Genomic DNA, 23,133 nt, shown 5'->3' on the forward strand with positions numbered 1-23,133 from the left:
TAATTTACGGCTAAAGAGGAACTTTTGGTGATGGTAGTTTGTATTTTTGCGCAAATTCGTTTTTATGTACAAGCAGATCATTAGGCCACTTCTATTTCAATTAGACCCAGAGAAAGTACACCATTTAACCTTTAATATGGTACGTTTCTGTTCCAAGATCGGTCTCTCCGGTTTATTTAGAAGTATTTATACCATAAACGATCCTAGATTGGAACGCCAATTATTTGGCCTCACCTTTAAAAATCCAGTTGGGCTTGCCGCGGGTTTTGATAAAGATGCCAAATTGTACAACGAATTATCAGATTTTGGATTTGGATTTATAGAAATTGGAACCCTAACGCCTAAACCACAAGAGGGAAATCCTAAAAAAAGACTGTTCCGTCTAAAGAAGGATCAGGCCATTATCAATAGAATGGGCTTTAATAATAGAGGTGTTGAAAATGCGGTAAAGAATTTAAAAAAGCCACATCGCGTTTTAATAGGCGGGAATATTGGGAAAAATAAACTTACCCCCAATAATTTAGCGGCTAAGGATTATTTAATTTGCTTGGAGGCATTGTTTGACGATGTTGATTATTTTGTGGTGAATGTAAGTTCTCCCAATACTCCTGGATTAAGAGAGCTTCAGGATAAAGAACCCTTAACGGCATTGCTAAAAGCCTTAAAGAAAGAGAATAGTATATTGGCTAAGGCCAAAAGTGCTAAAGAGCGCCCTATCTTATTAAAAATAGCCCCCGATTTAACGGATGATCAATTGTTAGATATTATAGATATAGTTAAGGATACTGCAATAGATGGGGTAATTGCCACCAATACTACCATTTCTAGAGACAATCTTAAGTCGGCAACAAATCTTCAAAAAGAGAATGGTGGTGTTAGTGGTAAGCCGTTATCGAAACGCAGTACAGAGGTGATCCGGTTTTTATCGGAAAAGAGCAATAAAGCATTCCCTATTATTGGGGTAGGAGGAATTCATTCTCCAGAAGATGCACTCGAAAAATTAGAGGCTGGTGCAGATTTGATACAATTATGGACAGGTTTTGTCTATGAAGGGCCCGTGTTAATCAAACAAATCAATAAGGCACTTTTAAATAAGTCAAACACTACTGAATAATGTTTTGCTTATTTTGAAGCTACTTTTAAAGCAATTTAGCTTAGTGTAATTCGCTTAGATAATACCCACTCAAATCGGGAATCCATTGTTATTTGGTCCAATAATCCACAACGGTAACATCATCAAGATGGGGAGAAAGGATAGCGCCAAACGCTTTGTGATCTGGATGGGGTAAGTATATAGCGCGGTCCTTTTCACTGTTGAAAGTCAGGAAAAAACAGTGGGTAAAGCCCTTGTCGAGCCCTTCTGGACTGTTATTTAGTCCCCATTCATAACCCACAATTTGAGGTATTTTGGTAGGTAAGGCGGAGAATGCGGCTTCAACCTTGGCGATGTCCTTCTTGGAGGTGCCTTCCTTAAATTTAAACAAGACTACATGCCTTAACAAGCTGTCTTTATGCACTAAGGTCTTCATAAGTGGAATATCTGATTGGTTTATAAGTTTTGAGCTGTTAAAGCTCATTAAAGTGATGGAGATGATTAAAGTGCTAAGGGTTATAAATGCTTTCATAGGGATGTTTTGTTATAGGATGTACTTTGATGTTAAGAATAAATGAAAAATTATCTCTATTTTTAACATCAAATATACAATAACTTAAGAGCTTTTTAACTCCAAAAATTGATCGCCATTGTATTACGATGTATTAGTTACTTTTGTTTTTGCTACCGCGATATTGGCAATTTCACCCGGTCCCGATAACATCTTTGTTTTGGTGCAAAGCATTACCAATGGTAAAAAATATGGTATTGCCACCGTAGCAGGATTAATGACTGGTTGTTTGGTGCATGCCACCTTGTTGGCCTTTGGGGTTTCGGCAATTATTAAACAGAATCCCAATTTATTTTTCACCATCAAATTGTTTGGGGCTTTATATATGTTTTATTTAGCCTACAAGGTCTTTAGAAGTCCCAGTGCATTGAAGATTTCTGGAGAATCTTCGGATAAGAAAAGCTTAGGAGCTTTGTATAAGCAGGGCTTTATAATGAACGTACTAAATCCAAAAGTCGGGATTTTTTTCCTGGCATTTTTTCCTGGGTTTTTATTCAGTCACTTTATAAATGTTGTGGTACAGTTTTATGTGTTAGCATTTATCTTTATGTTGGTGTCCTTTGTTATTTTTAGTGGGATTGCTATATTATCTGGTGCTATATCAGATTATATTAAAGATAATGGAAACCTGGGGAAGATCTTAAAATGGCTCCAAATCCTAGTTTTTACCGGTATTGGTATTTATCTGTTATTATCTGATAAATAATAGTAATTTTGAGCAAGCTATTTTATTAGGAATGTCCAAAACCGTTAAAATAATTGAATGTCCAAGGGATGCCATGCAGGGTATAAAGACATTCATTCCTACCAAAAACAAGGTGAAATATATCCAAGCCTTGCTGAACTGCGGTTTTGATACGATCGATTTTGGGAGTTTTGTTTCTCCAAAAGCGATACCTCAAATGGTGGATACCGCTGATGTTTTACAACAGCTAGATCTATCGCGTACCAATACAAAATTATTAGCCATTGTTGCCAATATAAGAGGGGCTCAGGATGCTGCCCTACATGCAAGTATTGACTATTTAGGGTATCCTTTTTCCATCTCGGAAAACTTTCAAATGCGGAATACCCATAAGACAATTGCACAATCTGTGGAGACCTTAAGGGAGATCCTAGCCATAGCTGATGCTAATGGAAAAGAGGTGGTTACGTATATCTCCATGGGTTTTGGCAACCCTTACGGGGATCCGTGGAGTGTAGAAGTCGTTGGTGAGTGGACCGAAAAATTAGCAGGAATGGGGGTGAAAATACTGTCTCTTTCCGATACCGTGGGGTCTTCTACCCCGGAGGTAATCGATTATCTGTTTTCGCATTTAATTCCGCAATTCCCCGAAATTGAATTTGGAGCGCATTTACATACCATTCCTACTAAATGGCACGAAAAGGTTGATGCAGCCTTTAATGCAGGTTGTAGAAGATTTGATGGAGCGGTACAGGGGTTTGGGGGTTGCCCTATGGCTAAAGACGAACTTACTGGGAATATGCCCACGGAGAAATTACTCTCTTATTTCACTAAAGCGAAAATGGATACCAATGTAAATTGGATGACTTTTGAGGCGGCTTTTAATAAGGCCACCGACCTTTTTACTGAGTATCACTAGTAGTTAGCGCCTTTATTTCGATCTATAAATGTTAAATATCACTATTTATTTAGAATTAATTTAAATAAAAATTTGTGAGAATGATTTCTGAGTTTATATTTGCACTCGTTTTTTATTATTTACAACTAGTCTAAATAAACATAATATTTCATGAAAAAGTCCATTTATCTTCTAGCTTTATTTTTCACAGCAACCATGTTAGGGCAGGTCCATACCGATTCATCGGATCTAGATTCACAGAACCGAATAAATTCTACACATAACTTACCTTCTGGCATCAATGGTTCTGCGGTAACCTTAGGGGCTTATGGGGAGATGCTGTACAATCAGCCAGAAGGTGATAATGGGGAGCTAGACGTACAGCGATTAGTGCTTTTGTTGGGATATCGATTTAATGATAAAACCCAATTCTTTACTGAAATTGAATTGGAGCATGTAGAGGAAATATATGTGGAGCAGGCATTTGTTAACTATAATGTAGCCAATAACGTATACCTAAGGGGCGGGTTAATGTTGGTCCCTATGGGGATTATTAATGAGCATCATGAGCCAACCACCTTTAATGGGGTAGAGCGGCCAGAAATGGACAATGTAATTGTTCCTACCACTTGGAGGGAACTTGGTGTTGGGGTCAGTGGAAAGTTGAATACTATATCTTTAGGTTATCAAGCTTATATTTTTAACGGATTTAAGTCTACCGAATTTAATGGCGATGGTGGTGTGTCAGGATTTCTTAAGGGAGAGAATGGCTTGCGAGGGGGAAGGCAGAAAGGAATAAAATCTACTGTAGACAGTCCAACCTTATCCACTAAATTGGATTATTATGGTATTCCTGGATTAAAAATTGGATTTGCCACGTATTTCGGCAAGACCCAGGCGGCAGATGATATTGAGACTCTGGAGGGGGCCAACATTGGCATAGCCATGTATGGTTTGGATGCGCGATATGCCTACGAGCGCTTTACAGCAAGAGGACAGTTTGTCTACGCCTCCTTATCGGATACGGACAAATACAATACGTTGGCCAATAGGGATTTAGGTAGTGCCTTGCAAGGATATTATGTAGAAGGAGCCTTTAATCTGTTGCCGACCACTAAGGAACAAAAATTATACGCTTTTGCCCGGTATGAAAACTATAATACCCATGCCGATACTGCTGGCAATCTAACCAAAAACAAAGCTTATGATAGAACGGATTTGACTACTGGATTAAGCTATCATATTGCTCCAGGTGTAGTTCTGAAGGCCGACTATCAATTTAGAGATAATGCATTATCCGGAGATGATGTTAAGAATCGTTTAAACCTGGGTATAGGGGTTTGGTTTTAAATAGCCCATCCAGACGGATATTTGTACCCTATAATCAATAGCACATTAAGTTCCGATACACTCCCCTTAAAACGGCGGTTATCGGAATTTTTTGTTGTCCATTTTATATGAGGATTCGCAATCGAGCTTTCCATGGAATAAAATTTCGTTCAATGTTCAGATTATAATTAAAAATGATTCTAAATTAGTATTTTTGCCCTATGATGCACCGAATTAAAATAATAAGCTTGTTACTATTTATCGCATTGGCGTTATTTGGATATGGACTGCCCGAACATCTACAAAAGAAAGTAGGGAAGGAAATAGAAAAAGTCTTCGGATCCAGTACTATTGTTATGAATGCCATTAAGGTGTCAGTTGTAGACAACGCTGAACTTCCAACCAAAATAACTACTGATAATTTTTTTAAACTCGAAAAAGGCACGGAATTTCTGGGTTACATTTATGTTGGAAATGCACCTAGCAAAACGGCTACTTTTGATTATTTGGTGGTTTTCGACACTGATTTGACCGTAATACATTCCAAAATTTTAATTTATCGGGAGGAATATGGAGGTGAAATTGGCAGTAAACGATGGTTACAGCAATTTATTGGGAAAACCAGTAGTGATAGGGTAGATCACAATAGCAATATTGATGGCATTTCTGGAGCCACTATTTCTGTTCGCTCTATGACCATGGCTATGGATAATTTACTACAAACTATTGCAATTCTTAAAAATAAAAATCTGTTGTAATGAACTATAACGGTTTGCTGATCAATTTACCAACGGGGATTAAATGGTTTATAGGGGCTTTTGTATTGGTGCTTAGCATTGGTTTTTATACAGGACTGCTGTTTGTTTCCCAAACCAGTTCCACTTCCAGTAATGGACTTGTAGAGAACTACATGGGAAATGAGGATGATGTGGAGGCCGAGGTAATGAAATTTAAAAAAGGGGATAGGGAGATGTTGACCATTATACATACCCATATTTTATCCATGTCCTTTATTTTCTTTCTTCTGGGTATTTTGGTCTGGATTACTAAACTCCCACATAAATTAAAAATGTTCCTCACTATAGAACCTTTACTGTCGGTTGTACTTACTTTTGGAGGTATTTACCTTATGTGGTCTGGGCTACTATGGATGAAATATGTGGTTATCCTATCAGGTTTTTTTATGACCTTAACCTTCAGTGTTTCGGCAATTCTGGTGCTTTATCAATTATTTCTGAAGCCCTCAACTGTCATTAAATGAAATAACTGATTAATTTTATTTCATTATGTAGTATATTTGCACGCAATTAATCTTTAATTGCTATGAAAGCTCACCTACATAAAATTATTGGAGAAGGTCTAACTTACGATGACGTACTTTTAGTTCCTGCTTTTTCCGAGGTCCTGCCAAGGGAAGTCAACATTCAAACGAAATTCACAAGAAACATTACTATTAATGTGCCTATTGTTTCCGCAGCTATGGATACCGTTACGGAATCGCGTATGGCTATTGCTATGGCCCGTGAAGGTGGAATAGGCGTATTGCACAAGAACATGTCCATAGAGGATCAGGCCCAAAAGGTACGCCGGGTAAAACGGGCGGAAAGTGGTATGATCTTGGATCCGGTTACCCTTCCCTTAAATTCAACCGTAGGCGATGCCAAGGCCAATATGAAGGAATACAGTATTGGAGGAATACCAATTGTTGATGATAAAGGAAAATTGATCGGAATTGTGACCAATAGAGATCTTCGTTTCGAGAAAAATAACGAACGTCCAATTGGCGAAGTAATGACCTTTAAAAATCTGGTTACCGTGGCCGAGGGAACGTCCTTGGAGCAGGCGGAAGATATTTTACAGGTTAATAAGATCGAAAAGCTTCCGGTAGTGGATAAAAATAATGTCTTAGTTGGACTCATTACCTTTAGGGATATTACCAAACTTACCCAAAAACCAATTGCAAATAAAGACCAGTATGGAAGATTACGGGTCGCTGCGGCCTTGGGAGTTACTTCCGATGCGGTTGATAGGGCAGAGGCGCTTGTAAATGCTGGTGTGGATGCAGTTATAATAGATACGGCCCATGGCCATACCAAAGGGGTAGTTGAGGTATTGAAACAAGTAAAAGCCAGATTTCCTGATTTAGAAGTCATTGTAGGTAATATTGCTACTGCTGAGGCTGCCAAATATTTGGTGGAAGCCGGTGCAGATGCGGTTAAAGTAGGGATAGGCCCTGGGTCTATCTGTACGACCAGAGTGGTTGCAGGTGTTGGTTTTCCACAGTTTTCTGCAGTTCTGGAAGTTGCTGCCGCCATTAAAGGTAGTGGAGTTCCTGTTATTGCCGATGGAGGGATCCGATATACTGGAGATATCCCTAAAGCGATTGCGGCAGGTGCCGACTCTGTAATGCTGGGATCACTATTAGCAGGGACCAAAGAATCGCCAGGAGAGACCATAATCTACGAAGGACGAAAGTACAAGACCTATAGGGGAATGGGCTCCGTTGAGGCTATGAGGCAAGGAAGTAAGGATCGATATTTCCAAGATGTGGAAGACGATATTAAAAAGTTGGTGCCAGAAGGAATCGTGGGACGTGTACCTTATAAAGGAGATTTATATGAAAGTATTCATCAGTTTATAGGGGGATTACGTGCCGGAATGGGGTATTGTGGAGCAAAAGATGTCGCAACACTACAGGAAACTGGAAGATTTGTTAAGATTACAGCGAGCGGTATTAACGAAAGTCATCCGCACGATGTAACCATCACAAAAGAATCCCCTAACTATAGTAGGTAGGTATTGATATTTATAAAACAAAAAAAAAGACCCAATTGGGTCTTTTTTTTTGTTTCGTAATGGATTAAAATGGTATTGTATAAATTCTTATTTGCTTTCACTATCGTAGGCCTGCCAATCCTTTTCTTTATGAATGTCATCACCAAAATATTTGGCGATTTTTAAAAATGGTTCTGGCTTTTGATACCCAGGAACGGGGGAAAGCATATTAACTTTTTCATCTAAAAAAATAGTGGTAGGATAGCTCATTTTGCCTTGCATTAATGCGGCAGCAAATTCGTGGTACCCGTTTCTTCCCGAGGGAACAAATTTAAAAGTCCGACCTTTAAATTCAATAGGGTCCTTACCTTCTCCGTCCAACTTTACCATATAATAGGTTTTGGACATATACTCCGCAACCTTAGGATCCTGAAAAGTGTCCTTGTCCATTTTTTTGCACCATCCACACCAATCGGTGTAGACGTCCACAAAAATTTTCTTAGGATTTTTATCGGTTTCTGCCAGTTGTACAGCTTCTTCCCAACTCAACCATTTCACGGCCTGAGCCATACCGCTAAAAGGTATTAATGCTAGACCAAACATTGCTATTAGGGTGTAAACGGATTTATTTACCATAGTCATCCTTTTTTTTGTTTCCTTTCGTCGAAATAGTACTGAACTCCTAACGTAAAAAAGAATGATTTATTTTGCTACTGCTTTTTCAACGGCTGGGGCAAAAAGATTTTTGGCGTCTATTTGGTTTTTGATTAGGTCCTCAAAGGTCTCGCGCTCCCTTATCAATATAGCTTTCCCTTCGTGCCAAAGCACTTCTGCTGGCCTGTATCTGGAATTGTAATTACTGGCCATGGTAAAGCAATAGGCACCAGCATTTTTAAAGCAAAGTATATCCCCCTCAGTAATTTGATTGATCCTTTTATTGCTAGCAAAGGTATCGGTCTCACAAATATAACCGACTACGGAGTAGTAGCGCTCACGTCCGTTTGGATTGGAAATGTTCTCTATGAAATGGGTGGCACCGTAAAGCATTGGACGAATCAAATGATTGAATCCGGAATCTACACTGGCAAACACCGTAGAGGTCGTCTGTTTTACAACGTTTACCTTCGCCAAGAAAACACCGGCCTCACTCACTAAAAACTTGCCAGGTTCAAAGGCAAGCGTAAGTTCCCTACCGTATTCCTTGCAGAATGTATTGAAACGGTTAGACAATTTACTCCCCAATTCTTCAATATTGGTTTCTATGTCACCCTCTTTGTACGGTACTTTAAAACCACTTCCAAAATCGATGAACTCTAGGTTGTCAAAATTTTTGGCTGTTTCAAATAAAATCTCCGATGCGTATAGAAATACATCTATATCCAGTATATCGCTACCAGTATGCATGTGTATCCCATTAACGTTCATATTGGTCAACTTTACAATACGGAGCAAATGTGGAATTTGATGAATGCTAATCCCAAATTTAGAATCTATATGACCCACAGATATATTAGAGTTGCCTCCGGCCATAACATGGGGGTTTATTCTGATACAGATAGGCACATCTGGATGCTTGCTGCCAAACTGCTCCAAAATGGATAGGTTGTCTATATTGATGCGAACCCCTAATTTGGACGCTTCTTCAATCTCTTCCAAGGATACGCCGTTAGGCGTGAAAATGATATCATCGGGTGCAAATCCAGCTAATAATCCCAGTTGGACTTCCTGAATGGAAACGGTGTCCAAACCACTGCCTAAACTGTTCATTAACCTTAAAATGGTAATGTTTGAAAGGGCTTTGGCGGCATAATTTAACTTCAACTTCTTGACACCCTTAAATGCATTTGTCAATCGATGGAATTGGGAAATAATTTTTTCCGAATCATAAACATATACAGGGTCACCATATGTTTTAGCTATCTTTAATAGATCAGTTCGTTGCATTACATTTTAATTTTATGCAAATTTAGACTTCTTATTGACGCTGAGCAAAAAATAGTTCGCAATAATTGAATAATGTAACATTATGTTGTATTTATAACAATAAAAATAAGTCTTCCTATTTTTATCTGAGTGAAACTGTTCGCTTATACCACTATAAAGTACTATTTATAAGGATAGAGAGGTGGTGTTAGGATTGGAAACCTGGGTATATTAGTCGCTGTGTAATACAAAATTGAGTTTGGGACAAAATGCCGTTGTGGAAAATAATCAAAACATATCCCGATGGAGAAAGGGATGTTTTATGCATGGCTAAAAGGAAATTTATTTAATTAGGGTAAATCCCACGGGTTTCCTATTTTTGTAGCGTAACAAATAGATACCTATAATTTATGAACCTTCACGAATATCAGGGAAAAGAGATTTTAGCAAGCTTTGGCGTGCGTATCCAACGCGGAGTGGTTGCACATAATGCTAAGGAAGCGGTAGAGGCCGCTAAACAATTGACACAGGAAACAGGAACCGGCTGGCATGTTATAAAGGCTCAGGTTCATGCTGGAGGACGTGGTAAAGGTGGCGGTGTTAAACTTGCCAAGAACTTGCGGGAGGTAGAGGAAATCGCAGGAAATATTATTGGAATGAACCTAGTGACTCCACAAACTTCAGCTGAAGGAAAAAGGGTTCATAAGGTTTTGGTGGCGGAAGATGTTTATTATCCAGGCGATAGCGAAACCAAAGAATTTTATATGTCTGTCTTGCTTAATAGAGCAAGTGGAAGAAATATGATTATGTATTCTACCGAAGGTGGAATGGATATAGAGGAAGTGGCGGAAAATACCCCGGATCTAATTTTTACGGAGGAAATAGACCCGGCAACAGGTTTGCTTCCTTTTCAAGCAAGGAAAATTGCCTTTAACCTAGGATTATCGGGAACGGCATTCAAGGAAATGACCAAATTTGTATCCAACCTGTATAAAGCATATATAGAAAGTGATGCAAGTATGTTCGAGATAAACCCAGTTCTTAAGACTTCAGACGATCTGATCATGGCAGTAGATGCTAAAGTCTCCATAGATGATAATGCTTTGTACAGAAGAAAGCAATATGCTGAAATGAGGGATTTACGAGAGGAAAATGCGATCGAGGTAGAGGCAAGAGCAGTCGGTCTTAACTATGTGGATCTCGATGGTAATGTTGGATGTATGGTAAACGGGGCTGGTCTGGCCATGGCTACTATGGATCTGATTAAAATGGCTGGAGGGGAGCCTGCAAACTTTTTGGATGTAGGTGGTACTGCAGATGCCAAAAGAGTTGAAGAGGCGTTTAGGATTATTCTTAAAGATCCAGCTGTAAAATGTATCCTCATCAATATTTTTGGAGGAATAGTGCGTTGTGATAGAGTGGCGCAAGGAATTGTGGATGCCTATAAGAATATGGGGGATGCCATTAAGGTTCCTATTATTGTTAGATTACAGGGTACCAATGCCGAGTTGGCAAAAGAAATTATAGATAATTCAGGATTGGCTGTACATTCTGCCGTCCAATTCCAAGAAGCTGCCGATAAGGTTAAGGAGGTCTTGGCGTAAGGAGATAGAATTCACCATAAATTAAAGAGCAGTTCCATAAGGAGCTGCTTTTTTTTGTGGCGGATCCGTCTTGTTAAACATATGTTAAAAATAAAAATACGCGTAACATTTTTTTTAGTTACCCGTCTTTTAAGTGTATCTCATCCATACAGTTAAATAATAATTCATCAATCTAAAAACAATCATCATGAGAAAGTTAAATTTAATTCTTGTAGCTGCAATGCTATTATGTGTAGGAAGTGTCTTTGCTACTAATGCAATAGAAGATAATCCTTCCAAAACCTTGTCTAAGCAAATAAGCACATTGTTGTCTCACGATGTGTTTAAAGTATCAGAAGGTGAAGAAATGAGTGCAGTAGTGTATTTTACGGTAAATACCGAAAATGAAATTGTGGTCCTTTCTGTAATGACCAATGAAGAAGTTTTGGATACCTATGTAAAGAGCAGATTAAATTACATTAAGGTAAAAGACGCTAATGTTGAGACAGGGGTAACTTATAAGATTCCAGTAATGATCAAGGGTTAAGACAAAATGTTGTTGAAAAAAGTCCTGAATTGTTTTCAGGACTTTTTTTTGTTCTTGTATTTTACGGGTGAGATGTCCTGATCAACTCGTTTTTGTTGCGACTCTTTAAATGAAGGTCTTGACCCTGTCGAGGAGGGTTTGCTTTTTGCAGGTTTAGGCAGGCTGTTCTCCGGATCTTTAGGATTTTCCTTGGTCCCTCTGTAGTGAATAACCATTCCGTTCAAGAAATTTCTTAAAATTTGATCTCCACATTCTGTGTAATTCGGATGGTCTTCTTTTCTGAATAAAGCCCCCAACTCGCTCTTGGTTATTTTAAAATCTACCAGTTCTAAAATATCCACTATTTCGTCGTTCCTAAGCTTTAAGGCTACCCGCAACTTCTTAAGAATATCGTTATTGGTCATGTTGTAATTTTTTTGGCAAGATATTACAAAAATTAAACCCAATGGCTATAGGTTTCTAATTTTCCAATTGCTTTAAACGTTTATACTAAAATATTTAATGTAATTTAGGTTAAAACGCCCAAGAATGAATAGTCGAGAGGAGAAATTTAGTCTGTTATCAGAAATGATCACCTTTGTCAAGGCGAATCGGGCCATTAAAGATTCCGAATATGATTTTTTGATACAGATAGCTGCGCAGCTAGGGGTGGATAAGGAGACCTTTGATTCCCTCTTTCATAGAAAAGTAGAAAAACTGCTGCCCAACACAGAGGGGGAACGTATTCTGCAGTTTCATCGGTTGGTTTTGTTGATGAACATAGATCAACAGCAAACTTCCTCGGAAGTGGTGCGGCTCCATAATATAGGACTGCGATTTGGATTGCCCCCAGCAGCAATTGAGCAAGTCTTGAAAGTGATGCACAACTATCCCAATAAGGTGGTTCCGCCTAAAGTGCTGATTAATATTTTTAAGGCGCATTACAACTAAATCTAGGTTCTATTGCTCCGATATTTCTAATAAACTTCACGCTTATTTTAAATACACGCCATTACGTCATGATTTAAATCGAATTAAGCGACATAATGTCGCTAGTTGTGCAATGGTACAGGTTTTGCCTCTATCCTCATGAACAATGCAATCATAAGTTTAATTTAAAATAAAAAATCATGAGTATAGTTAAAAGAAACAATGTTGTTTTTCCATCTTTAATGAATGAGATCCTAAGACCAGATTGGTTTGGCGGAATGGATACTTTTAAACACAACGTACCTGCGGTAAACGTAAAGGAATCCGATAGTGATTTTGAGTTGGAAATGGCTATTCCTGGAAGAAAAAAAGAAGATTTTAAGGTCGAGATCGATAAAGAAGTGCTCACCATTTCCTCCGAAATACAAAAAGATGAAAATAAAAGCGAGGATAATTACACTAGGAGAGAATTTTCTTTTAGCTCCTTTAAACGTGTGTTTACTTTGCCTGAAACCGTGGATATTGATAAGATTGATGCCTCTTATACGGATGGAATCTTAAAGTTTGTATTGCCCAAGAAAGAAGAAGCTTTGCCAAAACCTAAAAGGGCCATTACAGTAGCATAAGTTTGGATTGAATTTCCTTGTCTAAAGGGAATTATTTGATAGTTTGGTTGGTTAGATGGGGAAGGCGCTTTAAGCAATTAAAGCGCCTTCCTTTTTTTTATAAGATTGATTTTTAAGGTAGTCTATAAAATTTATTCAATCCCATGGTCGATAAATACCTGTTGAGTTAAAAGCCGATTAGAAATTGGCAATTGGACTTGGTTAAGACTAACAATAACAGCCATTAGATATACCATTTGCATAAACGCCGGTGGCTGACAAAAGTAACCATTACGCAAGCCTGTAGGGGTAGATGCAATCAACTGCTAATAAAGCCAATACCATTTACTCCTGTTCTTGCAATGCTTTAATCTCATCCCGCAGTTTGGCGGCTTGCATAAAATCCAATTCTTTGGCGGCTTTCTCCATGGCCTTACGTTTATTGCGGATCATGTTTTCTTTTTGTGGCTGCGTCAAATACAGAAGATCGGGTTCCGCTGCCCTCATTTCCTCCTTTTCAAAATGATAGGTAGAAACTGAATTTTTCGAGAGAACATTATCCAAGCTTTTATTCAGGGCAGTTGGAGTTATGTTGTTGGCAATATTGTAAGCGGTCTGCCTTTCCCTTCGGTAGTTGGTCTCCTCAATAGTTTTTTGCATGCTATTGGTAACCTTGTCCGCATACATGATCGCCTTGCCATTGAGGTTTCTTGCAGCCCTTCCCACCGTTTGGGTCAAGGATCGGGAGCTTCTTAAAAATCCTTCCTTGTCGGCATCTAAAATGGCTACTAACGAAACCTCGGGTAGATCCAAGCCTTCCCTGAGCAAATTAACACCAATAAGGACATCGAACACCCCTTTACGCAAATCTTGCATAATTTCTACTCGCTCCAAAGTATCCACATCACTGTGTATGTATCGGCACCTTATATTTATTCTGGTCAGGTATTTGGCCAATTCCTCGGCCATCCGTTTGGTCAAGGTCGTTACTAAAGTCCGTTCGTCCTTTTCTACACGTAGTTGGATCTCTTCAATTAGATCGTCAATCTGGTTCAAACTGGGGCGTACCTCTATTATGGGGTCCAACAATCCAGTGGGTCGTATCACCTGCTCCACAAATACTCCTTGACTTAATTGTAATTCATAATCCGCAGGAGTAGCACTTACATAGATAACCTGATTTTGGAGGGCTTCAAACTCTTCAAATTTTAAGGGGCGGTTATCCATAGCTGCGGGGAGCCTAAAGCCGTATTCCACTAAATTTTCTTTTCTAGAGCGGTCACCTCCATACATGGCGTGTACCTGTGGAATGGTAACGTGACTCTCATCAACCACCATTAAGTAATCGTCTGGAAAATAATCCAATAAGCAGAAGGGACGGGTACCCGGCTGTCTGCCGTCCAAATATCTGGAGTAATTTTCTATTCCGGAACAATACCCCAATTCACGTATCATTTCCAGATCAAAATTGGTGCGCTCTTCCAAGCGTTTCGCTTCCAAATGCTTTCCTATCTCCTTAAAATAGGCTACCTGTTTCACCATATCCTCCTGAATAAGGTGAATGGCGTTCTGCAAAATATCTGGGGAGGTAACAAACATATTGGCGGGATAAATATTCAACTGTTCGTATTTTTCAAGAATCTTGTTCTTAAAAGGGTCAAAAGCCTCTATCTCCTCTATCTCATCACCAAAGAAATGAATTCTAAATGCGTGGTCGGCATAACTAGGGAAAACGTCAACGACATCGCCCTTTACCCTGAAATTACCGTTCTTAAAATCGGCAGTAGTCCTAGAATACAGGCTCTGCACTAATTGATGTAAGAATTTTGTTCTGGAAATTACTTGATCCTTATGGATGTTGATCACGTTCTTTTTAAATTCCACGGGATTTCCAATACCGTATAAACAAGATACAGAGGCTACCACCAAGACATCCCTTCTGCCCGATAATAGGGATGAGGTAGTGCTCAATCGCAGTTTTTCTATATCTTCATTTATGGAAAGATCTTTTTCTATATAGGTGCCCGAGGAAGGTATGTAGGCTTCTGGCTGATAATAATCGTAGTAGGATACAAAATATTCCACGGCATTCTCAGGAAAAAACTGCTTGAATTCCGAGTATAATTGGGCAGCCAAGGTTTTATTGTGGGCAAGTACCAAAGTGGGCCGTTGTACCTCTTCTATAACATTGGCCACGGTAAATGTCTTTCCCGATCCTGTTACCCCCAAAAGGGTTTGGTAACGTTCGTCGGTCTCCAGACCTTCCCGTAATTGCTTGATTGCCGAGGGTTGGTCTCCAGTAGGTTTAAATTCCGAAACAACTTTAAATTTCATTTTTTAAAAATACTAAAACCTACCCAATACCCTTTGCCCTTTAGCTAGAATTTAAGACTGTAATCGATTTGAGCGTCGATTTCTACAATGGAAATAATACCCTTTAGAAGAAACTGATGTTTCTTCTGGATAGATGGTGGTGATCACAAAATGCCAGGCTACCTAAAGATCTCGTTTTTTCAATAGGGCATAGGACAGGTAAATGAAAATTGCCGTCCAGCATCCCACAATCAAAATTTCATAAAAATGAACATTGTAATCTTTATTAAATTCCTCTCCAATTTGTGCTACCATACTCTGAACAGCCTTGAACCGGGATACCGGTTCTTTAATTAGATTGGACATGGATTCCAACGGAAGGAATTTCATTACGGCTGCGGAAGCTTCTTTTCCAGCAATCCACCATACGAAAAATCGAATGGCCAAATTTTCTATGGCAAACCAAATAATTAAGAAGCCCAATGCAAACGCCGAACGTTTTACAAATATTCCCAGGAAAAGACAGAAAGAAAAGAACCCTACAAGCTTTATAAAATAGGCCAATACGTATTGTAAATCTGAAAATACAATAGAAAATTCTGTAAAATCGGAGTACACTAAACCCAAGACCAGAGAGACCAAAAATACAAATAGGGTAGAAACCAGAGAGAACGCAATAACCGTAAGAAATTTTGAGGCAATAAATTCTTTCTTGCTAAGGCCGTCTATTAAATTCTGCTTTATAGTTTTGTTGCTGTATTCATTGGCCATCATAGAAACGATTATTATGGCGAAAAAAAGTTTTAATCCCGCTGCAATCCATGTGTTCAAGTGCCATATATAAGGGAAATTAAAAATTCCCTGATCGGCTACATGGAACTGAATGGGACCTATATCAAATTTTATAGTCGCTATAAGCGCCATACATAAAATGAGGGTGAAATAAGAGATGATTAGAACTTTACTAGCCCTATTATTCCATAATTTTATAAATTCTATTTGTAATAATCGCAACATATTCTGGAGTGGTTAGGCTTGTTAATTTGGTGTTTGAGTGTTGTTGGTAAGGGTCAAGAACTGCTCTTCTAGGCTCTCTTTGCGTTTAACCAAATGGGAAAGCACTATTCCTTTTTCAAACAAATCCCTGTTCAAGGTCATAGCATCCATCTCTTCTTTTAGAATGGCGGTAATCATCCCATTCTCTTGTTTTACAGTGCCAAAACTGGCATGATTCCCCAGAAAATCGATCAAAGCGTCCGATTGCGTGGATTTTAATTCGAAAAAGCCGTGGCTGGCAAGCATGTCCTCTACACGCCCTGAATACAATTTTTCTCCTTTTCTTAGAATTACGACATGGCTGCATACCTTTTCAACTTCGTCCAATAAATGCGAAGCCAATAAAATGGTGGTGCCCTGGGAAGCAATTTTTTTTATGATTTCCCTAATTTGATGAATGCCTTGGGGGTCCAACCCATTGGTGGGTTCATCTAGAATAAGTATTTCCGGATCATTGAGTAAGGCAGAGGCTATCGCCAACCGCTGCTTCATTCCTAAAGAATAGGTCTGAAACTTACTATTTTTTCGATCCAATAGTCCTACTAATTCCAGTTTCTCCTCAATTTTGTCTGTAGAAACTTCCTTGATTTTGCAAACTAATTTTAGGTTTTGAATCGCGGTCATATACGGATAGAAGTTGGGGCGCTCTATAATAGCGCCCACCTTCTTTAAAGCCTGATGGGTAGAAGTGGTTCCATTGAACCAAGAGAAGCTTCCTGAGCTACGATTTACTACATTCAGTACAATGCCAAGGGTGGTGGACTTCCCGCTTCCGTTTGGGCCTAAGATTCCGTAAACATTTCCTTTTTCAATGTTAAACGAGAGGTTCTTTACGGCAGTGAGGTAACCAAATTTTTTGGTTAGATTGGTAACAGTTAATATCGATTCCAAATTGGGTTCGTTTTTCAGTTGTTTGTATCTACTTGACGAACAACGGGTTGTTTTGTTACAATTTTACGGAAATAATATAGCTTTTACCACTTTTTATGGTTCCACCCGATAGTTGATTCTTCTCTTGGCAATACTATTTTTTAATGTGTTGAAAATTGATTCTCGTAGAATTGTCCGGTTCGCCATCGCTGTTGGCGTCTAAATTGCTGAGGTCGACTGGTCCATTTCTAAATATCTGTTTATCTTTATAATTTTATTGGAGTCCAATAGCTTCGATAAAACTCCAGACTTTTGTCATCGCGGTAAATTTATGATTTATAGGGCTAGGATTGGTCTACAAAATTGCTATCTTATCAAACTGTGGAAGGGGCAAAAATCAGTTGTTGGATATCCCTTTTTTATGGTTTCAGATTTTAATTGATTTTATAGGATGCGTATCTTGTAAAAAAACGGCTTTTCTATGAAAACCCCGCATTTAAAATTTTTATTGGTGTAAAAAAAATAATACCCTATGTCCGAAAAATTAATGTCCAAGAAAAAGCCTGCCTATCCAGTCAGCAAAAAATTGGACGACTATTTGGAGCATTATAGTCGGAAAATTGAAATTCCAATTTTCTATGAAGATCTGCTTAGATTTTCAGGCTCTGTTGTGGTCTATGATTCCGATGATAAGGATACGCTTTGGGTAAGGGTCTATTACAGTGAGTATGATAGAATCGAAATAGACATCAGTCTAAAAAAGGTGTATTCTATTCTACATTCGGATGGGAGTGATAGCATCTTCCCGTTCTTAAATGTAGATGCGGTGGACTTTTGTACCTTTGGGAATTCCCAGCCCTTTAGAATCAAGGTTAGGAATATCCTGAATGATAACTTCACTTATTTTTATGTAAAAAAGACCGATGCTTCCCGAATCTATGGCTTGGAACTAGAGCATATGTTGTCGCCCTATAATCTAAACTTTTTAGTGTATAAGGATACCTTGATCGAGGAGCATATAGCCGGAATTCCCGGAGATGTTTTTATTAAGGATATTTTACCCAACTGCACGGAATCTGAAAAATCGCAATTGGCAAAGGAATTTGTAAAGTTCAATGAACGTTGTATGATCCGACTTTTAGGAGATATGCGGTCCTACAATTACGTGATTGTTCCTACCCACGATTTTGATCATGTGGTCTATAAAATACGGGCAATCGATTTTGATCAACAGTGCTACGAAGGAAAATTGAAGGTATACCGCCCTCAATTTTTTAAGGAAAATTACCTCATGGTGATGTTGGTAAAGGAGAAATTACAACGTAATTCAGTTGATCAATATAAGATTGAGGAGCGATCCATAGTGGCAAAGCGGATTTTAAGTTCCGGGAACAGGATTAAGAGGTTGATGGCTATTAGTAGAGTAGACCATATTTCCAACCCAGAAAATATTGCAGCCCTGTCACAACATATACATGAACTTACTGGGGATATTTCCTTTAAAAACTGTACCTCCATGGGAGAGGTGTTATCATTGGCACTGGATTTTGTAAGAAGAAATTATGAGGATGTCAGTATGAAACAAATTTTAGAGAATAAATATAGACAATAGATATAATCTCGGAGGTAAGCGCGGTTTCGTATTTATATAATAACTAAAAGGGGAAGCTTTATGGCTTCCCCTTTTAGTTATTATTGTTAATTCTTCTGTTCCTTGTTGAAATAAATAAGGTAGTAATACATCTGACGGTCTTCGTCCCAGCCTTTTTCCACAAATTTTTGCGCTGAATCCGGATTGATAAAATCCAGTTTTATTTGGATATTGGTGTCTAGATTAATAACGTTTTTTATTTTTTTCCTTGCATCGGATACTGCTTTGTTCGCAATGTCAAAGGAAGCAACGTCCTCAATGCTATATTTGGGTCCTTTTTCTTCTTTATAGTGCTTAAATTCTGGGATAAGCTCTGGATTTTCCATTACCTCGTTCAAGAAGTTGGTTTCCTCAAAGGTATCGTTTTTGGCAAAATGGTTCACGGCCCTGTTCATAAATAGGACTTCTTGTTGTTTGTCCTCGGCAGGCAAGACTACGTCCTTTGCAAAACTCTGACAAAATTTAAGATAATTTTTAGTTTTAAAATTATCGTCGGATAGGGCCTCTACATCCAGGAAATTTTCTAACCAATATTTGGTATCATAGCGATTGCTATCTACAGATAATACTTTGTAGCCCTCTTCCTTATCGGTATTGAAGATTAAGCAACCTTTGTCCAGTTTATTAATGTTAATCCCTTGTTGTACCAAGATGTCTAAATTCCCTCCGTTTTCTTGAAATTGGAGAAAATCGTGCTTTAGTTCACTCTTAAAAATTCCAACGGCGTTTACCTTAACATTGTCCAGCATCAGATCAGTTAGATAGGCAATATATACCTCTCCGCTTTTTATATGGGGGTGGTTAGATTGCTCGAAGAGATGATTGGCAATTTTTTTTGAATTTTCATGAAGGCTGTCTGGATCCGTGAAAATATTATCCACAATCTTATAGAGTTCATTGAACTCTAGATCTACCTCATTGGAAAAATGGAAATAGTTTTCTTCCTTCTCTCGAAATGGCTTGAAAAAATATTCCTTTAAGAGACCTGTGGTCTCATCATTTAAGGCGAAGGGCTCCTCTGATAAAAAAATGCCTTCACTCTTGTTTTTGTTGCCCACTCGGTGAATGGAGATGGTTTCAATTTGAGTAGTATATAAGTTGATCATAAGACTTTTCAGAAATTTAACGGTTAATGTACTAGTTGTATTGTCAGGTTTAGGTTGCCCTACCTATTAAATAAGGCATAAGTTTAACGTGACAAGTGAAAGGATATTAGGAAGGTTAATTCCAATTTTCATCAAAATCCAAGTCTTCGTAATTGTCAAGGGTATTGTCAAAGTCGAATTCGCTTTCGTCGGCTTCAAACTTTTTTTCTGGTGGAGAATCCGGTACTTCGCCAAAACTAAAAAGTATATTGGGGTAAGATTGTCCATCAATTTTTTCAGTAATATCCGCTAGCTCCACAAAAAAGGTCCACATACTTAAGAAATCATATACATAGATAAGTTTGGGAGAGACTTCCGTTATGATATCGGTTAGGATGACTTGATTCATCAATCGCAGATCAGAACCATTTTCGTTCATGTCGAACAAGGCTATTTCTTCATCCTGGATCCATTCATCGTCGCAGGTGTAGAAGGAGGCCATTTCATTTCCCAAAAAACCGAAAGCTTGGGTTATGGCGTCGTGAAGTTCTTCCATTGTATTGGATCCCTCTATTTCCATATCCCTAAAAATATCCTCCTCTGCGTCTAGAATTATCCGTATTTTGTATATCATCTCGTCCATTTTTTTGTGGTGGCAAAGTTACAAAGTTTTCCTCGTTTTAAATGCATTTATAACTTCCAAAGCTAAATAGGATTGAAATCCAAATAGGAGGGAAGCTATAACGAGATGTAAGGCTTGTGTCGAAAAGGGGAAATCTAAATAATACATGGCCATACCGGTAATCACTTCTATCAGTAACATTAAAAGTACCCAATTGATCTTCGAATATCCCAAATTCAATTTGGTGATCCTATAAGCAAGATACAGATTTAAAAGCACTACTATTATAGAAAAGGAGCGATGTAGGTAGAAATAGACATCTGGAGCGTTTAACCAAAACTCTGGAGCATAGTCCCCGTAAACCATTATCTGTTCGTCTACAAATTGCCGTACTTGAGTTCCTAGTACCACCTGTATTAAAGTGGCAAATAGGGTGATGAAAATTAAATATTTGACAGGTTTATCCGCTTTGTGCGACCTTGGTTTTTCATTTGCTGCATTTAAGATATACAGTATCATGCCCACTATAATCAATGCCATAACCATATGTATGGTGATTTTTGCAGGTGCTAGTACGGAGTATACCACGGTAGCACCTAGCCACGCTTGGAAGCCCATGGCAAACACTACGACCCATGAGAGTATGGTAATCTTTTTTTGTTTTTTCCAGAGCCAAAATGATGCTATCCCCATTATTAGGGTTCCTAGCCCCGCAAGGGCGCCAAAAAGGCGGTTGATAAATTCTACCCAAGTGTGCGTTGGATTAAAAACCGCATAGTCATGTTTGGTGTACAGTTCCCAATTGTCATCCTTATAAGTGTTGGCAGTGATGAAATCTGACTTAGCTACGCGCAGGGTTTCTTCAACAATTATTACCTGACCTTTTTTAAACTCCCTTTGTGGTTGCCATTCCAATTCAGAAATTTCCGTTGGAGGAATATAATAACCGAAACATTTGGGCCAATCAGGGCAGCCCATGCCACTTCCTGTCATCCGTACTACTGCCCCCGCTATAATGACCAAATAGACCAAGACTAAAGCGATTTTGGTGATTTTTGTAAATTTATTTTGCATTTGAAAGATTAATAGCGTTGTGAGAAATACTATTCTTTTATAAAAGCTTTTCTTCTGACTACAAACAATTCCGTAGACGGAAATTTATTTTAATCTGGGTCGTTTATCTGTTTGCCTACTACTTGGCAATTAATCCCATTTCCTTTCCCTTTTTTAGCATTAGGGCGTGGGCCGCATGGTATTCATTTGGGATTTCCCCTTCTAAGATAGCCTCTTTAATTACTTCTTTTATAATTCCGATTTCCTTGGACGGCTTTAGATTAAAGGTGGCCATAATTTCCTCGCCACTTACCGGGGGTTGAAAATTCCTAACATGATCGCGAGCCTCTACTTCTTCAATTTTTTGACGGACAATTTTAAAATTGTTTCTGTATTTCCGCTGTTTTTTGGAATTTTTGGTAGTGATATCCGCTTCACACAAGATCATAAGGGCCTCCACATTTTCCCCTGCATCAAAAATAAGTCGCCTTACTGCAGAATCGGTCACAAAATCTTCGGAAAGTACAATAGGCCTAGAACTCATAAGTACCATTTTTTGAACAAATTTCATTTTATCGTTCAAGGGCATTCTTAGGCGTTTAAATAATTTATAGACCATTTTGGATCCTAAAAACTCGTGTCCGTGGAAGGTCCAACCTATTTTTTTATCAAATTTTTTAGTAGGAGCCTTACCAATATCATGTAGCAATGCAGCCCATCGCAACCAAAGATTTTCGGTATTTTCAGCGATATTGTCCACTACCTCCAAGGTGTGCCAAAAGTTGTCTTTATGTCGTTGTCCCTCAATCTCCTCTATTCCTTCTAAAGCCAATAATTCTGGTAGAATGTAGCTCAGGAGCCCCGATTTATGGAGAAGTGAAAATCCAATTGAAGGCTTTTTGCTCGCCAGAATTTTATTCAGCTCATCTACGATACGTTCATTGGAAATAATTTTTATCCGATCTTTATTATCGGCTATCGCTTTTAGGGAATCTGGGTGGATGGTGAAGTTTAATTGCGTGGCAAATCTAATGGCCCTCATCATTCGCAAAGGATCGTCCGAGTAGGTGATATTCGGGTCCAAGGGTGTCCTGATTAGTTCTCTTTTTAAATCCCCTATTCCATCAAAAGGATCTAATAGATTCCCATAATCTTTCGGGTTTAAAGAGATTGCCAAGGCATTTATAGTAAAGTCCCTGCGTTTTTGATCGTCATCCAAACTACCATTTTCTACTACTGGCTTTCTGCTATCTCGGTGATAGCTTTCCTTTCTTGCGCCAACAAATTCGATCTCAATATCTTTATATTTGACCATGGCAGTGCCAAAATTTTTGAATACGGAAACCTCTGAACTTCCTGGTAGTTTTGAGGCTACCTTGTGGGCAAGTTCAATTCCGCTGCCTATTGCAACGATGTCTATGTCTTTTGGAGTCCCTCTTTTTAAAAGGTAATCCCGGACATAGCCCCCAATAACATAGGCATCTATGGAAAGTTCCTTAGCGGCACTGGAAATGGTGGAGAATATAGGATTGTTTAAGGCTACTTCGTGGTTTGTCTTCGTCATT

General features: G+C 38.6%; 23 protein-coding genes. 12 read left to right on the plus strand and 11 right to left on the minus strand.

Features of this window, described 5'->3' with window-relative positions:
- The first annotated feature begins 64 nt into the window (after window positions 1-64).
- Window positions 65-1,114 carry a quinone-dependent dihydroorotate dehydrogenase gene (locus KCTC52924_RS11890; protein WP_251808345.1) on the plus strand — a complete coding sequence of 350 codons (1,050 nt, stop codon included), beginning with the start codon at window positions 65-67 and terminating at the stop codon, window positions 1,112-1,114.
- 88 nt (window positions 1,115-1,202) lie between these two features.
- Here KCTC52924_RS11890 and KCTC52924_RS11895 read toward each other — a convergent pair whose 3' ends face one another.
- Window positions 1,203-1,625: a Dabb family protein gene (locus KCTC52924_RS11895; protein ID WP_251808346.1), complete on the minus strand. Its 423-nt coding sequence runs from the start codon at window positions 1,623-1,625 to the stop codon at window positions 1,203-1,205.
- A 118-nt stretch (window positions 1,626-1,743) separates the two neighbouring features.
- Between KCTC52924_RS11895 and KCTC52924_RS11900 the strand changes: the two genes are divergently transcribed.
- The 6 genes from KCTC52924_RS11900 to guaB all read left to right on the plus strand — a co-directional run bounded on the left by KCTC52924_RS11900 (window position 1,744) and on the right by guaB (window position 7,372).
- The gene (locus KCTC52924_RS11900; RefSeq protein WP_251808347.1) at window positions 1,744-2,370 is read left to right on the plus strand and encodes a LysE family translocator; all 627 of its coding nucleotides are present in this window, start codon (window positions 1,744-1,746) and stop codon (window positions 2,368-2,370) included.
- A 31-nt stretch (window positions 2,371-2,401) separates the two neighbouring features.
- Window positions 2,402-3,268, plus strand: coding sequence for a hydroxymethylglutaryl-CoA lyase (locus tag KCTC52924_RS11905; protein WP_251808348.1), 867 nt, complete (start codon window positions 2,402-2,404; stop codon window positions 3,266-3,268).
- 150 nt (window positions 3,269-3,418) lie between these two features.
- On the plus strand, window positions 3,419-4,597 hold the full coding sequence (locus tag KCTC52924_RS11910; protein ID WP_251808349.1) for an OprO/OprP family phosphate-selective porin: 1,179 nt from the start codon (window positions 3,419-3,421) through the stop codon (window positions 4,595-4,597).
- 227 nt (window positions 4,598-4,824) lie between these two features.
- Window positions 4,825-5,334, plus strand: coding sequence for an FMN-binding protein (locus KCTC52924_RS11915; RefSeq protein WP_251808350.1), 510 nt, complete (start codon window positions 4,825-4,827; stop codon window positions 5,332-5,334).
- Complete coding sequence (locus KCTC52924_RS11920) at window positions 5,334-5,837, plus strand: hypothetical protein (RefSeq protein ID WP_251808351.1); 504 nt, start codon at window positions 5,334-5,336, stop codon at window positions 5,835-5,837. The genes KCTC52924_RS11915 and KCTC52924_RS11920 overlap by 1 nt, the downstream gene beginning before the upstream one ends.
- Before the next feature lie 62 nt (window positions 5,838-5,899).
- Window positions 5,900-7,372 (plus strand): IMP dehydrogenase, encoded by a 1,473-nt coding sequence (guaB, locus tag KCTC52924_RS11925; RefSeq protein ID WP_251808352.1) that lies wholly within the window; start codon window positions 5,900-5,902, stop codon window positions 7,370-7,372.
- Window positions 7,373-7,459: 87 nt separating this feature from the next.
- Here the strand turns inward: guaB and KCTC52924_RS11930 are convergent, their stop codons facing one another.
- Both KCTC52924_RS11930 and lysA read right to left on the minus strand, forming a co-directional pair.
- Window positions 7,460-7,987, minus strand: a complete 528-nt coding sequence (locus tag KCTC52924_RS11930) for a thioredoxin family protein (protein WP_370671465.1) — start codon at window positions 7,985-7,987, stop codon at window positions 7,460-7,462.
- 66 nt (window positions 7,988-8,053) lie between these two features.
- Window positions 8,054-9,295 (minus strand): diaminopimelate decarboxylase, encoded by a 1,242-nt coding sequence (lysA, locus tag KCTC52924_RS11935; RefSeq protein WP_251808354.1) that lies wholly within the window; start codon window positions 9,293-9,295, stop codon window positions 8,054-8,056.
- A gap of 389 nt (window positions 9,296-9,684) precedes the next feature.
- Here lysA and sucC point away from each other — a divergent pair, with 389 nt between their 5' ends.
- Complete coding sequence (sucC, locus tag KCTC52924_RS11940) at window positions 9,685-10,878, plus strand: ADP-forming succinate--CoA ligase subunit beta (protein ID WP_251808355.1); 1,194 nt, start codon at window positions 9,685-9,687, stop codon at window positions 10,876-10,878.
- Window positions 10,879-11,065: 187 nt separating this feature from the next.
- A complete protein-coding gene (locus KCTC52924_RS11945) occupies window positions 11,066-11,404 on the plus strand; it encodes a hypothetical protein (protein ID WP_251808356.1) in 339 nt (112 codons plus the stop codon).
- A 35-nt stretch (window positions 11,405-11,439) separates the two neighbouring features.
- On the opposite strand, the gene KCTC52924_RS11950 is transcribed toward KCTC52924_RS11945, so the two are convergent.
- On the minus strand, window positions 11,440-11,808 hold the full coding sequence (locus KCTC52924_RS11950; protein WP_251808357.1) for a DUF1456 family protein: 369 nt from the start codon (window positions 11,806-11,808) through the stop codon (window positions 11,440-11,442).
- Between the two features lie 124 nt (window positions 11,809-11,932).
- On the opposite strand from KCTC52924_RS11950, the gene KCTC52924_RS11955 reads away from it, so the two are divergent.
- On the plus strand, window positions 11,933-12,334 hold the full coding sequence (locus KCTC52924_RS11955) for a TerB family tellurite resistance protein (RefSeq protein ID WP_251808358.1): 402 nt from the start codon (window positions 11,933-11,935) through the stop codon (window positions 12,332-12,334).
- Between the two features lie 179 nt (window positions 12,335-12,513).
- Complete coding sequence (locus KCTC52924_RS11960; RefSeq protein WP_251808359.1) at window positions 12,514-12,939, plus strand: Hsp20/alpha crystallin family protein; 426 nt, start codon at window positions 12,514-12,516, stop codon at window positions 12,937-12,939.
- A 324-nt stretch (window positions 12,940-13,263) separates the two neighbouring features.
- Here KCTC52924_RS11960 and uvrB read toward each other — a convergent pair whose 3' ends face one another.
- From uvrB to KCTC52924_RS11975, 3 genes are all read right to left on the minus strand, one after another.
- Window positions 13,264-15,252, minus strand: a complete 1,989-nt coding sequence (gene uvrB / locus KCTC52924_RS11965; protein WP_251808360.1) for an excinuclease ABC subunit UvrB — start codon at window positions 15,250-15,252, stop codon at window positions 13,264-13,266.
- Between the two features lie 162 nt (window positions 15,253-15,414).
- Window positions 15,415-16,248 (minus strand): ABC transporter permease, encoded by an 834-nt coding sequence (locus tag KCTC52924_RS11970; RefSeq protein WP_251808361.1) that lies wholly within the window; start codon window positions 16,246-16,248, stop codon window positions 15,415-15,417.
- Window positions 16,249-16,269: 21 nt separating this feature from the next.
- Entirely contained in the window at window positions 16,270-17,178 is a 909-nt protein-coding gene (locus KCTC52924_RS11975) for an ABC transporter ATP-binding protein (RefSeq protein WP_251808362.1), read from the minus strand.
- A gap of 511 nt (window positions 17,179-17,689) precedes the next feature.
- Between KCTC52924_RS11975 and KCTC52924_RS11980 the strand changes: the two genes are divergently transcribed.
- Window positions 17,690-18,769 carry a hypothetical protein gene (locus KCTC52924_RS11980; RefSeq protein WP_251808363.1) on the plus strand — a complete coding sequence of 360 codons (1,080 nt, stop codon included), beginning with the start codon at window positions 17,690-17,692 and terminating at the stop codon, window positions 18,767-18,769.
- An 86-nt stretch (window positions 18,770-18,855) separates the two neighbouring features.
- On the opposite strand, the gene KCTC52924_RS11985 is transcribed toward KCTC52924_RS11980, so the two are convergent.
- From KCTC52924_RS11985 to KCTC52924_RS12000, 4 genes are all read right to left on the minus strand, one after another.
- On the minus strand, window positions 18,856-19,914 hold the full coding sequence (locus KCTC52924_RS11985; protein WP_251808364.1) for a nucleoid-associated protein: 1,059 nt from the start codon (window positions 19,912-19,914) through the stop codon (window positions 18,856-18,858).
- A 115-nt stretch (window positions 19,915-20,029) separates the two neighbouring features.
- Window positions 20,030-20,527 (minus strand): plasmid pRiA4b ORF-3 family protein, encoded by a 498-nt coding sequence (locus KCTC52924_RS11990; RefSeq protein WP_251808365.1) that lies wholly within the window; start codon window positions 20,525-20,527, stop codon window positions 20,030-20,032.
- 27 nt (window positions 20,528-20,554) lie between these two features.
- On the minus strand, window positions 20,555-21,589 hold the full coding sequence (locus KCTC52924_RS11995; RefSeq protein WP_251808366.1) for a heme A synthase: 1,035 nt from the start codon (window positions 21,587-21,589) through the stop codon (window positions 20,555-20,557).
- Between the two features lie 118 nt (window positions 21,590-21,707).
- Window positions 21,708-23,132: a CCA tRNA nucleotidyltransferase gene (locus tag KCTC52924_RS12000; RefSeq protein WP_251808367.1), complete on the minus strand. Its 1,425-nt coding sequence runs from the start codon at window positions 23,130-23,132 to the stop codon at window positions 21,708-21,710.
- Window position 23,133 lies beyond the last annotated feature (1 nt).

This window comes from Arenibacter antarcticus (genome assembly GCF_041320605.1).
In the GTDB taxonomy this organism is placed as follows: domain Bacteria; phylum Bacteroidota; class Bacteroidia; order Flavobacteriales; family Flavobacteriaceae; genus Arenibacter; species Arenibacter antarcticus.

Excerpts from the sequence above, each read along its gene's own strand:
- KCTC52924_RS12000 (WP_251808367.1), bottom strand. The coding sequence starts at position 23,132 with ATGACGAAGACAAACCACGAAGTAGCCTTAAACAATCCTATATTCTCC.
- KCTC52924_RS11960 (WP_251808359.1), top strand. The coding sequence starts at position 12,514 with ATGAGTATAGTTAAAAGAAACAATGTTGTTTTTCCATCTTTAATGAAT.
- KCTC52924_RS11950 (WP_251808357.1), bottom strand. The coding sequence starts at position 11,808 with ATGACCAATAACGATATTCTTAAGAAGTTGCGGGTAGCCTTAAAGCTT.
- KCTC52924_RS11990 (WP_251808365.1), bottom strand. The coding sequence starts at position 20,527 with ATGATATACAAAATACGGATAATTCTAGACGCAGAGGAGGATATTTTT.
- KCTC52924_RS11895 (WP_251808346.1), bottom strand. The coding sequence starts at position 1,625 with ATGAAAGCATTTATAACCCTTAGCACTTTAATCATCTCCATCACTTTA.
- KCTC52924_RS11995 (WP_251808366.1), bottom strand. The coding sequence starts at position 21,589 with ATGCAAAATAAATTTACAAAAATCACCAAAATCGCTTTAGTCTTGGTC.
- uvrB (WP_251808360.1), bottom strand. The coding sequence starts at position 15,252 with ATGAAATTTAAAGTTGTTTCGGAATTTAAACCTACTGGAGACCAACCC.
- KCTC52924_RS11890 (WP_251808345.1), top strand. The coding sequence starts at position 65 with ATGTACAAGCAGATCATTAGGCCACTTCTATTTCAATTAGACCCAGAG.
- KCTC52924_RS11955 (WP_251808358.1), top strand. The coding sequence starts at position 11,933 with ATGAATAGTCGAGAGGAGAAATTTAGTCTGTTATCAGAAATGATCACC.
- KCTC52924_RS11905 (WP_251808348.1), top strand. The coding sequence starts at position 2,402 with ATGTCCAAAACCGTTAAAATAATTGAATGTCCAAGGGATGCCATGCAG.
- KCTC52924_RS11980 (WP_251808363.1), top strand. The coding sequence starts at position 17,690 with ATGTCCGAAAAATTAATGTCCAAGAAAAAGCCTGCCTATCCAGTCAGC.
- KCTC52924_RS11910 (WP_251808349.1), top strand. The coding sequence starts at position 3,419 with ATGAAAAAGTCCATTTATCTTCTAGCTTTATTTTTCACAGCAACCATG.
- guaB (WP_251808352.1), top strand. The coding sequence starts at position 5,900 with ATGAAAGCTCACCTACATAAAATTATTGGAGAAGGTCTAACTTACGAT.
- KCTC52924_RS11945 (WP_251808356.1), top strand. The coding sequence starts at position 11,066 with ATGAGAAAGTTAAATTTAATTCTTGTAGCTGCAATGCTATTATGTGTA.
- KCTC52924_RS11920 (WP_251808351.1), top strand. The coding sequence starts at position 5,334 with ATGAACTATAACGGTTTGCTGATCAATTTACCAACGGGGATTAAATGG.
- KCTC52924_RS11985 (WP_251808364.1), bottom strand. The coding sequence starts at position 19,914 with ATGATCAACTTATATACTACTCAAATTGAAACCATCTCCATTCACCGA.
- lysA (WP_251808354.1), bottom strand. The coding sequence starts at position 9,295 with ATGCAACGAACTGATCTATTAAAGATAGCTAAAACATATGGTGACCCT.
- KCTC52924_RS11970 (WP_251808361.1), bottom strand. The coding sequence starts at position 16,248 with ATGTTGCGATTATTACAAATAGAATTTATAAAATTATGGAATAATAGG.
- KCTC52924_RS11930 (WP_370671465.1), bottom strand. The coding sequence starts at position 7,987 with ATGGTAAATAAATCCGTTTACACCCTAATAGCAATGTTTGGTCTAGCA.
- sucC (WP_251808355.1), top strand. The coding sequence starts at position 9,685 with ATGAACCTTCACGAATATCAGGGAAAAGAGATTTTAGCAAGCTTTGGC.